Consider the following 11,760-nt stretch of genomic DNA (forward strand, 5'->3'; position numbering starts at 1 on the left):
CGGTCCAGGTGTCGACCACCTTGTTGTATTTCTCACCACGCGTGATCAAACCGTCATTGTACTGCTGCTCGTATTCGCGCACGAGCTCGGTCGTCTTGTGGATGATGTCGTCCTTGGTCTCCGGGATCACCATATCGTCCTTGCCGAAGGAGATGCCAGCCCGGCAGGCGTAGCGGAAACCAAGTCCCATGATCTTGTCGCAGAAGATGACCGTCTCCTTCTGACCGCAATGGCGGTAGACCACATCGATCATCTTGGAGATCGCCTTCTTCGTCAGAAGCTGGTTGACCTGGTCGAAGCTGACCTCCGCGCGACGCGGCAACAGCTCGCCCAGCAACATCCGGCCAGGCGTGGTGTCGTAGATGTAGGCGACCCAGTTACCGTTCTCATCCTTCGTTATGTAACGGCCCTTGATCTTGGCATGCATGGTGACCGCGCCGGCTTCGAGCGCGTGATGGATCTCGGCGACATCGCCAAAGATCATCCCCTCGCCCGGCTCGTTGTCCATGACAAGCGACAGGTAGTAGAGGCCGAGCACGATATCCTGAGACGGCACGATGATCGGCGAACCGTTGGCCGGGTGTAGGATGTTGTTGGTCGACATCATCAGCACGCGCGCTTCGAGCTGGGCTTCCAGCGACAGCGGCACGTGAACGGCCATTTGGTCGCCGTCGAAGTCGGCGTTGAAGGCGGCGCAGACGAGCGGATGCAGCTGAATGGCCTTGCCCTCGATGAGCACAGGCTCGAACGCCTGAATACCCAACCTATGGAGCGTCGGCGCGCGGTTCAGCATGACCGGATGTTCGCGGATGACCTCGTCGAGGATATCCCAGACTTCCGGCTTCTCCTTCTCGACCAGCTTCTTGGCTTGCTTGACCGTCGAGGCATGACCCTTAGCGTCCAGACGCGAATAGATAAACGGCTTGAACAGCTCGAGCGCCATCTTCTTCGGCAGGCCGCACTGATGCAGCTTCAGCTCGGGACCGACCACGATGACCGAACGGCCCGAATAGTCGACACGCTTGCCAAGCAGGTTCTGACGGAACCGGCCCTGCTTGCCCTTGAGCATATCGGCCAGCGACTTCAGCGGACGCTTGTTGGCGCCGGTGATGACACGGCCACGGCGGCCATTGTCGAACAGCGCGTCGACGGACTCCTGCAGCATGCGCTTCTCGTTCCGGATGATGATGTCCGGCGCGCGCAGCTCCATGAGCCGCTTCAGACGGTTGTTACGGTTGATGACGCGGCGGTACAGGTCGTTAAGGTCGGAAGTCGCAAACCGGCCGCCATCCAGCGGGACCAGCGGGCGCAACTCCGGCGGGAGGACCGGCACGACGGTGAGGACCATCCATTCGGGGCGGTTCCCAGACTGGATAAAGGCCTCTACCACCTTCAAACGCTTGGCCAGCTTCTTGGGCTTAAGCTCGGTGGTCGCCTCGGCAATCTCCACACGAAGGTCCGCTGCGATCTTCTCTAGGTCGAGACCCTTGAGCAGTTCGCGGATCGCCTCGGCGCCGATACCGGCGGTGAAGGAATCCTCGCCGAAATCGTCCTGCGCCTGAATGTACTCTTCCTCGGCCAGAAGCTGCAACGGCTTGAGCGAGGTAAGTCCCGGCTCCAGCACGATGTAGTTCTCGAAATACAGGACCCGCTCGAGATCCTTCAGCGTCATGTCCAGAAGCAGTCCGATCCGGGACGGCAGCGACTTCAAGAACCAGATATGCGCGACCGGCGCGGCAAGCTCGATATGGCCCATGCGCTCGCGGCGCACCTTAGCCAGTGTGACCTCGACGCCGCACTTCTCGCAGATGACGCCCTTGTACTTCATGCGCTTGTACTTGCCGCACAAGCACTCGTAGTCCTTCACTGGCCCAAAGATGCGCGCGCAGAACAGTCCGTCGCGCTCAGGCTTGAACGTCCGGTAGTTGATCGTCTCAGGCTTTTTGATCTCCCCGAACGACCAAGACAGGATCTTTTCCGGGCTCGCAATACCGATTTTGATCTGTTCGAAGTGCTGCTGCGGAGTCTGCGGGTTGAACAGGTTCGCGAGATCTTGGTTCATTCTGCTTGTCTCCAAATGGGCGGGTCCGCCGCCCTTCGGTTATCCGAAACGGGTGTGTGTCGAAGCGTCCGCGCTAGACGCCTATTCCGCCGCCGGCTTGGGCAGCTGCATCGCATGCGGCTGCGCCTCGTCCGGCTTGGGCTGCATCAGTTCGACATTTAGCCCCAATGCACGCATTTCCTTGACGAGCACGTTGAACGATTCGGGGATACCGGCCTCAAACGTGTCGTCGCCTCGGACGATCGCCTCGTAGACCTTGGTCCGGCCCGCGACGTCGTCCGACTTCACTGTCAGCATTTCCTGGAGCGTGTATGCAGCGCCGTAAGCCTCGAGCGCCCACACCTCCATTTCACCGAAGCGTTGACCGCCGAACTGCGCCTTGCCGCCCAGCGGCTGCTGGGTCACAAGGCTGTACGGGCCGATCGAACGGGCATGGATCTTGTCGTCCACCAAGTGATGCAGCTTCAGCATATAAATGTAGCCCACCGTCACCTTGCGCTCGAACGGCTCGCCGGAGCGGCCGTCGTAGAGCGTGACCTGGCCCGATGGGTCGTAACCTGCCATTTCCAGCAAGTCCGAAACATCGGATTCGTGGGCGCCATCGAAGACGGGCGTCGCGACCGGAACGCCCGGCTGCAGGCTCTTACCGACATCGATAAGCTGATCGTCAGCCAGCGCCGCCACAGCCTTGTCTGGGCCATAGATCGTCTTGAGCATGTCCTTCAGCGGCTTCGGCTTGCTGGACTCGTAATACTCTTCCAAGGCCTCGCCGATTTTCTTGCCAAGTCCGCGGCATGCCCAGCCGAGATGCGTTTCGAGAATCTGACCGACATTCATGCGGCTCGGCACGCCGAGCGGATTGAGCACGATATCGACGGCCGTGCCGTCCTCGAGATAGGGCATGTCCTCGACCGGCACGATCTGAGAGATCACACCCTTATTGCCGTGACGGCCGGCCATCTTGTCGCCGGGCTGAATCTTGCGCTTCACGGCCACGAAGACCTTGACCATCTTCATGACGCCAGGCGGAAGCTCGTCACCGCGCTGCAGCTTGTCGACCTTGTCCACGAAGCGCTGCTCAAGGCGCTTCTTAGCGTCGTCGTACTGGCGGCCAATGGCCTCGACTTCGCTCATCGCCTTTTCGTTCTTGAGCGCGATCTCCCACCACTGGCTGCGGGGCATCTCCTCAAGCATGGCCTCGGTGATCTTGGCGTCCTTCTTGACCGCCTTGGGACCCTTGGCGACGATCTTGTGCAACAGCACGTCGCGCAGCCGCGTGAACACATTGCGGTCCAGGATCCCCATTTCGTCGTCGCGGTCCTTAGCGAGACGCTCGATCTCTTCGCGTTCGATCGCCATGGCGCGCTCGTCCTTCTCGATGCCGTGGCGGTTGAACACCCGCACCTCGACGACCGTTCCGGCAACGCCCGGCGGCAGCTTCAGCGAAGTGTCACGCACATCGGACGCCTTCTCACCGAAGATGGCGCGCAGCAGCTTCTCTTCCGGCGTCATTGGGCTCTCGCCCTTCGGCGTGATTTTGCCGACCAGTATGTCGCCCGGCTGCACTTCGGCGCCGATATAGACAATCCCCGCCTCGTCGAGATTCTTCAGAGCCTCTTCGGAGACGTTCGGAATGTCGCGCGTGATCTCCTCCGGCCCAAGCTTGGTGTCCCGCGCCATGACTTCGAATTCCTCGATATGGATCGAGGTGAATACGTCGTCGCGAACCACGCGCTCGGAGATAAGGATGGAGTCCTCGAAGTTGTAGCCCATCCACGGCATGAAGGCGACGAGCACGTTCTTGCCGAGCGCCAGCTCGCCCAGATCCGTCGAGGGCCCGTCGGCGATGATCTCGCCGACCTGGATCGCGTCGCCCACACGCACCAACGGCCGCTGGTTGATGCAGGTGTTCTGGTTCGAGCGCTGGAACTTGCGCAGATTGTAGATATCGACACCGGACTTCGACGGGTCGGTCTCTTCGGTCGCACGAATGACGATACGGGTGGCGTCCACCTGATCGACCACGCCGGTCCGGCGCGCGCTGATCGCCGCGCCCGAATCCCGCGCCACGACGGACTCCATGCCCGTTCCCACCAGCGGGGCTTCCGCCATCAGCAGGGGCACGGCCTGACGTTGCATGTTCGAGCCCATCAACGCGCGGTTGGCGTCATCGTTCTCCAGGAACGGAATGAGCGCCGCGGCGACGGACACAAGCTGCTTGGGCGACACGTCGATGAGATCGACTCGCTCCTGCGGGTAGAGCTCCACGTCACCGGCATGGCGGCAAACGATGAGTTCCTCGACGAATCTTCCGTCGTTCTTCAGCGCCGCGTTGGCCTGCGCGATGATGTAGCGCGCCTCTTCCATGGCGGAGAGATAGACCACCTCGTCCGTCACCTTGCTCTTCACCACGCGACGATACGGGCTCTCGATGAAGCCGTACTTGTTTACCCGCGCAAACGTGGCGAGCGAGTTGATGAGACCGATATTCGGACCTTCCGGCGTCTCGATCGGGCAGATACGGCCGTAATGGGTGGGGTGCACATCGCGCACCTCAAAGCCCGCACGCTCGCGGGTCAGACCACCGGGGCCAAGCGCCGACAGACGCCGCTTATGGGTGATCTCCGACAGCGGGTTGGTCTGGTCCATGAACTGCGACAGCTGCGATGACCCAAAGAACTCGCGCACGGCGGCAGCGGCCGGCTTTGCGTTGATGAGGTCCTGCGGCATCACAGTGTCGATATCGACGGAACTCATGCGCTCCTTGATGGCGCGCTCCATGCGCAACAGGCCGACCCGGTACTGGTTCTCCATCAGTTCGCCAACCGAGCGCACACGCCGGTTGCCGAGGTGATCGATGTCGTCGATTTCGCCCTTGCCGTCGCGAAGGCCGACCAGAGTCTTGATAACCGCAAGGATATCCTCCTTGCGCAGTGTGCGCATGGTGTCCGGCGCATCGAGCTCAAGGCGCATATTCATCTTCACACGGCCGACGGACGAAAGGTCGTAGCGCTCCGAGTCGAAGAAGATTCCGTTGAACAGGTTCTGCGCCGCTTCCGGCGTCGGCGGCTCGCCTGGCCGCATCACCCGGTAAACGTCGAGCAGCGCCTCGTCCGTGTTCGAGTTCTTGTCGACCGCTAGTGTGTTGCGGATGAACGCGCCCACATTCACGTGGTCGATGTCGAGAAGCTGGATCTCCTTGAGTTTGAGTTCCCTCAGCGTCTCGACCAGCTTTTCTTCGATTTCCTCGCCGGCCTCCCCATAGATCTCGCCGCACTCCAGATTGACGATGTCCTCGGCCAAGTAGCGGCCATAGAGGTCCTCACCCTTCACCAGGAGCTCTTTCAAACCCTCCTCGGAGAGCTTTTTGGCAAGCCGCGCCGTGATCTTGCGGCCAGCCTCGATCGCGACCTTGCCTGTCTTGGCGTCGATCAGGTCCGTCGTCGGCTTGATGCCGCGCATGCGGTCGGCATTGAACGGCATCTTCCAGCCATCCTTAGCCGCCTTCAGCGTGATCCGGTCGTAAAAGGTCGACAGGATCTCTTCGTCGTCGAGACCGAGCGCATAGAGCAGCGTCGTCACCGGCAACTTGCGGCGGCGGTCGATACGAACATGAACGATGTCCTTGGCGTCGAACTCGAAGTCGAGCCAGGAGCCGCGATACGGAATAATGCGCGCCGCAAACAGCAGCTTGCCGGACGAATGGGTCTTGCCGCGATCGTGGTCGAAGAACACGCCCGGAGAACGGTGCATCTGCGAGACGATTACGCGCTCGGTGCCATTGATGACGAACGTACCGTTCGAGGTCATCAACGGCATGTCGCCCATGTAGACGTCTTGCTCCTTGATGTCCTTGACGGAGCGCGCGCCGGTCTCCTCATTGATATCGAACACGATTAGGCGAAGCGTGACCTTCAGCGGCGCGGCGAACGTCATGTCACGCTGCTGGCATTCGTCGACGTCATACTTGGGCGCTTCGAACGCATAGCGCACGAACTCGAGCTGAGCCCGCTCGCCGAAGTCCTTGATCGGAAACACAGAACGAAATACGGATTGAAGTCCCTCATCCCCACGCCCGCCCTCGGGCTCTTCCACCATGAGGAATTGGTCGTAAGACTGCTTCTGAACCTCAATGAGGTTCGGCATCTCGGCCACTTCGGTAATGTGGCCAAAAAACTTCCGATATCGCTTGTGACCGTTCGTTTGCGCCATGTGGTCCTCTCAAAGATCGTCGCAACCGCTCTCCTAAATCCCCGCCTTGGCGGAAACTCAGGGGAACCGTCACGTCATACAAATGTTGATGGGTAAGAATCCCGGGCCTAACCACCAGATATGGTGACGGCCCGGAATTCTTCAACCCAAGTTTACTTGAGCTCGACAGACGCGCCGGCGTCCTCAAGCTGCTTCTTGATCTTCTCAGCTTCTTCCTTGTCCACGCCTTCCTTGACGGGCTTAGGAGCACCTTCGACCAGGTCCTTGGCCTCTTTCAGGCCGAGGCTCGTGATCGCACGCACTTCCTTGATGACGTTGATTTTCTTATCGCCAGCACCCGTGAGAACAACGTCGAACTCCGTCTTCTCTTCTGCTGCGGCGGCATCGCCGGCACCGCCAGCAGCAGCTGCCACGGCAACCGGAGCGGCGGCAGAAACGCCCCACTTCTCCTCGAGAATCTTGGCCAGTTCGGCCGCTTCGAGCACTGTCAGGCTCGAAAGATCGTCTACAATTTTCTGAATATCTGCCATTGTGTTATCCTCGTACGTTCAACTCTTTTGTTTCGATGTAAATCGTCAAAGGCCTACGCTGCGTCCTTCGCGCCATATGCGCCGAAGACCCGCGCGAGCTGAGCGGCCGGTGCACTAACCGTGCGGGCAATCTGACCCGCCGGTGCCTGAAGCAGACCAACCAGCTTTCCACGCAGTTCATCGAGCGAAGGTAGTTCGGCTAGCGAACCCACCCCTTTGGCGTCGAGAATGGTGGGGCCCATCGCACCGCCCAGGATCACGAAGTTCTCGTTACCCTTGGCGAACTTGACGGCCACCTTCGGCGCCGCAACGGGATCCTCGGAATAAGCGAGGCATGTCGGCCCTGCCATGAGATCCGAAATTCCCTGGACATCGGTTCCATCCAGCGCGAGCTTCACGAGCCTGTTCTTTGCCACTTTGACCCGGCCGCCAGCTTCTCCCATCTCGCTGCGCAGCTTGGTCATCTCGGACACTGAAAGGCCCGCGTAGTGAGCCACTACGACCACGCCTGTGTTGGCGAAGACATCGCTCAGCGCAGATACGACTTCGCGCTTTTCAGCTCTTTCCATGCTCACTCCGTTCTTTCAAACCCGCGAAGGCAAGAGCCGTAGCGGGCTTAGGCCACACTGAGCCGCGAGATATGCGGGAGAAGGCATCGACGCCATCCCGCGATCTTTCCGCGGCACTCTGTTGCCTGTCCCGCTCGTTCACGCCAAAAACGCGCGTGAGCCACATACGAGGTTCAACCGATCTTCCGGATGCGGATGCCCGCACCCCTCGAACCGTTTGTCTCCCGTCTAATGCAGGCCCAAAAGGCTTAAGCGGTTAACCGCACCTGCAATCTCGGACAGGTTTGGGCCGCACGGCGAACCGGACGGCCCTTCGGAACCGAAGTCCCGAAACTCTTAATGACTAAGCGCCGCCGAAGCCCGCGGGCTCAATCTTGACGCCGGGCCCCATCGTGGAGGTCACGGCAATCCGCTTCACAAAGGGGCCCTTTGCGCCCGACGGCTTGGCTTTGATCACCGCATCGGCGAAAGCGCGGATGTTGTCGACCAGCGCCTCCTCGGTAAAGCTGGCCTTGCCGACGCCAGCGTGAATGACGCCGGCCTTCTCGACGCGAAACTCCACGGCACCGCCTTTGGCCGCTTTAACGGCAGCGGTGACATCCGTGGTCACGGTACCGACCTTCGGGTTCGGCATCAGACCGCGCGGGCCGAGCACCTTACCGAGACGGCCCACGAGCGGCATCATGTCAGGTGTCGCAATGCAACGATCGAACTCGATCGTGCCTTTCTGCACCTGCGCCACCAAATCGTCGGCGCCAACGACCTCGGCACCAGCCTTCTTGGCTTCCTCGGCCTTCTCGCCTTTGGCGAAAACACCGACGCGAAGGGTCCGGCCCGACCCATGGGGCAACTGACATACGCCGCGCACCATCTGGTCAGCATGGCGCGGATCGACGCCGAGATTCATTGAGATCTCGACAGTCTCGTCGAACTTGGCCTTGGCGCCGCCCTTAAGCAGCTTCACCGCCTCCTCGACACCATAGAGCTTGTGGTTATCGACCGCCTCGGAGGCAGCGCGAAACCTCTTACCGGGTTTGCTCATCGTCTCTACTCCTGAACCTCAAGGCCCATCGAACGGGCAGAGCCCGCGATGATCTTCATCGCCTGCTCAACGGAATTGGCATTCAAATCCTGCATCTTTGCTTCGGCGATCTCGCGCAACTGGCCCTGAGTGACCTTGCCCGCAACAACGCGCCCCGGCTCCTTGGAGCCGCTCTTGGTTTTCGCCGCCTTCTTCAGTAGATAGGACGCAGGCGGCGTCTTTGTCTCGAACGTGAAGGAACGATCCGCATACACCGTGATCATGGTCGGGATCGGCGAACCCGGCTCGATCTTCTGCGTGGCCGCGTTGAAGGACTTGCAGAACTCCTGAATATTCACGCCGCGCTGACCAAGCGCCGGGCCGATCGGCGGCGAAGGATTCGCCTGCCCGGCGGGCACTTGCAGCTTGATGTAACCGTCTACCTTCTTCGCCATCCCAGTAAGTCCTGCGTTTCACGTCGCGCGCGTCAGAAAACGTGCGCGCTCGTTAGAGTTTTTCCACTTGCGCGTATTCGAGTTCCACCGGGGTCGCCCGGCCAAAAATCGAAACCGCCACCTTGAGCCGCGCCCGTTCCTCGTCGACCTCCTCCACGAGACCGTTGAAGGATGCGAACGGGCCATCGGCCACCCGCACCTGCTCGCCGATCTCGAAGGTCACGGAGGGCTTCGGCCGCTCCACACCCTCTTGAACCTGATGGAGGATGCGGCCCGCCTCCTCCTCGGTAATCGGAATGGGCTTGTTGTCCGTGCCCAAAAAGCCGGTCACCTTGGGCGTGTCCTTGATCAGATGGTAGCTCTCGTCATTGAGCTCCATCTTCACCAGCACATAACCCGGAAAGAACTTCCTTTCCGACGCCACCTTCCGGCCGCGCCGCATCTCCACGACCTCTTCCATGGGCACGAGCACTTCCTCGAACTGCTCTCCGAGCCCGGCGGATACGGCGCGCTCCTTGATGGATTCAGCCACCTTTCGCTCGAAGTTCGAGTAGGCGTGAACGATATACCAGCGCATAGCCATCGGACTGAAGCTTCGACCTCCTAGTAAAATCTGATTCCGAGAATCAGCTGAACGACCGTCCCGAGCACCCAATCCACGCCGAGAAAGAATAAGGCGGCAATGATCGACATGATGAACACCATGACCGTGGTTATGATCGTCTCGCGGCGACTCGGCCAAGTGACTTTCGACACCTCGGTCCGCACCTGCTGCAAAAACTCAAACGGGTTCGTTCTCGCCATCTCTGTTTTGACTCACGAGATCCGATCGATCCCGCCTCGCGTTAAACTTCAGTACCGTGTGCGCCTGGCCGTCGTCGCTAAACCCCGCCCCTTGACCGTGGCAGGAGTGGAGGGACTCGAACCCCCAACCCCCGGTTTTGGAGACCGGTGCTCTAGCCAGTTGAGCTACACTCCTATCGTCCTCGTCGTCCTCAAACCAAATTCAACAATCAAACCAGTAGGCTAGCCGCCTAAAACCTGGAGCGGGTGAAGGGACTCGAACCCTCATCGTCAGCTTGGAAGGCTGCTGCTCTACCATTGAGCTACACCCGCAACCGTCTCCCTCAAACTCCTAGAGCGCTGGTGGAGGGGGTTGGATTCGAACCAACGTAGGCATAGCCAACGGGTTTACAGCCCGTCCCCTTTAGCCACTCGGGCACCCCTCCTGAAACCAATAGCGTCAGATGGATTGACTGGTGATTTTAACCAAGCAAAAAAACCCCGCCGTCGGCCGGCAGGGTCCGCAATAGCCGCTGTTTATGAGTAGCCAGACGGTCTCTGTCAACTGTAAATCAGGGTCGAGCGCCTGGAATCCTTGGGATTTATGGTAGGCGTGGAAACTACCGCTGATTCTCGTTCCCGAAAGTCCGCCCATTATGACGCAGCAAAAGACCAGGCATTGCAAACCCATAGCACGCGGCGGCGCGCGCGCGGGCCGAAAACCGGCTAAAAATCCTGATTCCGGGCGGGTTCAGTTATTCGGTCTTCATGCGGTCGAGGCTGCGCTCGCCAATGAGAAGCGTCGCGTTTACTCCATCCAGGCAACGGAAAACGCAGCCCACCGGCTAGAACCATTGACCGCGCGGCGCGGCCTTGAGCCCAAACGCGTACTGCCCAAAGCGCTCGACCGCCAACTTGGGGCCGATACGGTTCATCAGGGCGTTCTTCTAGAGGTGGGGCCGCTCGAATCGCTAACGCTGGAAGAGCTGGACCTGTCGGGCACGCTTCTCGTGCTGGATCAGGTCACCGACCCTCACAATGTGGGCGCGGCACTGCGCTCGGCGGCGGCCTTCGGTGCGAAAGGGCTGGTCATGACCCAGCGCCACAGCCCGCCCCTTAGCGGCGTCCTGGCAAAATCGGCGAGCGGCGCGCTCGACCTTGTCCCGATCGCGCAGGTTCGCAACCTGGCCGAAGCAATGGCCGAGCTTGGCGAGCAGGGCGTGACCCGGCTGGGACTAGCCGAAGAGTCTGAGCTTGCACTTGAGGAGGCACCGCTAACCTACCCGCTCGCCCTCGTCCTTGGGGCGGAAGGCCGCGGCTTGCGGCAACTGACCCGGGACCACTGCGACGTGCTGTGCCGCATCTCGACGGTGAGCGCGTTTGCCAGCCTCAACGTTTCGAATGCGGCAGCTGTCGCGCTGCACTGGGCGCAAGTTCGCGTAAAGTGAGCATGGGCGAAGTCCGCCTGACACCAGACGAACGGAAGGGGGACAGCACTTTCATGCCCTCCCCCTCACGTCCGGGAATCATCCAGTACGCACTGGAAGCTCGAATGTTTTAGCCGCAGAAGCGGCGGCCGAACGAATCGAACCAGCAGTTCCGGCGCCAATAGCAATTGCCAGGGCCGAGATTACAGCCACCGGCATAGGCCAGCTGGGTTTAGTTGGCGTAGTAGTTCGGAGATCGGTGGTAGTTGGCCCTCGGCACAGGGACACCGCACGGCGCAGCCATAGCCGACCGCGCAGCCTGCCTCCGCCTTAAATGCGGACATCACGCTGAAGCCGGCCACCAAGATCACGGCGACAACGATAGTCATCAGGATCTTCATCTTGGAACTCGCAGGGCAGCCACCCCTGGCCTCGCAGAGGCGGTGCGGCTGATAAGACCGATGCTATTGAAGCCAAGTATCTCTAAAGTTAATGCGGCGGCATTTATCGAAGAAAAAGCATTAACGTGGTCTCAACGACTACACCAAAATGAAACAATATCGGATGTAATAAAAAATACCGCGAGAATTACACGAAAAAACTTGGGCCGGGGCGTCAGCACAGCCCTATTTCATCGCGCGGTCTGCCCACGCATTGCCCGTGCCGCCCCCGGAGTCGAGGTAATGGAAATAGGGCTCGCA

Annotated in this window: 10 protein-coding genes and 3 tRNA genes; 2 read left to right on the top strand and 11 right to left on the bottom strand. The window is 60.2% G+C overall.

The window, feature by feature from the left end:
• The 11 genes from rpoC to WBQ77_RS11575 form a co-directional block, all read right to left on the bottom strand.
• Positions 1–2,062 (bottom strand): DNA-directed RNA polymerase subunit beta' (rpoC, locus tag WBQ77_RS11525; protein ID WP_424060361.1); only part of this gene is annotated, 2,062 nt, incomplete at its 3' end.
• 81 nt (positions 2,063–2,143) lie between these two features.
• Positions 2,144–6,274, bottom strand: coding sequence for a DNA-directed RNA polymerase subunit beta (gene rpoB, locus WBQ77_RS11530; RefSeq protein ID WP_424060362.1), 4,131 nt, complete (start codon positions 6,272–6,274; stop codon positions 2,144–2,146).
• A gap of 152 nt (positions 6,275–6,426) precedes the next feature.
• Entirely contained in the window at positions 6,427–6,804 is a 378-nt protein-coding gene (gene rplL, locus WBQ77_RS11535) for a 50S ribosomal protein L7/L12 (protein WP_424042203.1), read from the bottom strand.
• Positions 6,805–6,857: 53 nt separating this feature from the next.
• The gene (rplJ, locus tag WBQ77_RS11540) at positions 6,858–7,373 is read right to left on the bottom strand and encodes a 50S ribosomal protein L10 (RefSeq protein WP_424042202.1); all 516 of its coding nucleotides are present in this window, start codon (positions 7,371–7,373) and stop codon (positions 6,858–6,860) included.
• 343 nt (positions 7,374–7,716) lie between these two features.
• A complete protein-coding gene (gene rplA, locus WBQ77_RS11545; RefSeq protein ID WP_424060364.1) occupies positions 7,717–8,415 on the bottom strand; it encodes a 50S ribosomal protein L1 in 699 nt (232 codons plus the stop codon).
• A gap of 5 nt (positions 8,416–8,420) precedes the next feature.
• Positions 8,421–8,849 carry a 50S ribosomal protein L11 gene (gene rplK, locus WBQ77_RS11550; protein ID WP_424042198.1) on the bottom strand — a complete coding sequence of 143 codons (429 nt, stop codon included), beginning with the start codon at positions 8,847–8,849 and terminating at the stop codon, positions 8,421–8,423.
• A gap of 52 nt (positions 8,850–8,901) precedes the next feature.
• Positions 8,902–9,432: a transcription termination/antitermination protein NusG gene (nusG, locus tag WBQ77_RS11555; protein ID WP_424042197.1), complete on the bottom strand. Its 531-nt coding sequence runs from the start codon at positions 9,430–9,432 to the stop codon at positions 8,902–8,904.
• A 20-nt stretch (positions 9,433–9,452) separates the two neighbouring features.
• On the bottom strand, positions 9,453–9,653 hold the full coding sequence (gene secE / locus WBQ77_RS11560; protein ID WP_424042195.1) for a preprotein translocase subunit SecE: 201 nt from the start codon (positions 9,651–9,653) through the stop codon (positions 9,453–9,455).
• A gap of 98 nt (positions 9,654–9,751) precedes the next feature.
• Positions 9,752–9,828: transfer RNA gene (locus WBQ77_RS11565), tRNA-Trp, on the bottom strand.
• A 63-nt stretch (positions 9,829–9,891) separates the two neighbouring features.
• Positions 9,892–9,965, bottom strand: a tRNA-Gly gene (locus tag WBQ77_RS11570).
• Positions 9,966–9,993: 28 nt separating this feature from the next.
• Positions 9,994–10,078, bottom strand: a tRNA-Tyr gene (locus WBQ77_RS11575).
• A gap of 243 nt (positions 10,079–10,321) precedes the next feature.
• On the opposite strand from WBQ77_RS11575, the gene rlmB reads away from it, so the two are divergent.
• The gene (gene rlmB / locus WBQ77_RS11580) at positions 10,322–11,080 is read left to right on the top strand and encodes a 23S rRNA (guanosine(2251)-2'-O)-methyltransferase RlmB (RefSeq protein WP_424060367.1); all 759 of its coding nucleotides are present in this window, start codon (positions 10,322–10,324) and stop codon (positions 11,078–11,080) included.
• A gap of 446 nt (positions 11,081–11,526) precedes the next feature.
• Positions 11,527–11,760, top strand: a 234-nt coding sequence (locus WBQ77_RS11585; RefSeq protein ID WP_424060365.1) for a hypothetical protein, incomplete at its 3' end; no start/stop codon positions are given.

The organism is Methyloceanibacter sp., assembly GCF_049590335.1.
In the GTDB taxonomy this organism is placed as follows: Bacteria; Pseudomonadota; Alphaproteobacteria; order Rhizobiales; family Methyloligellaceae; genus Methyloceanibacter.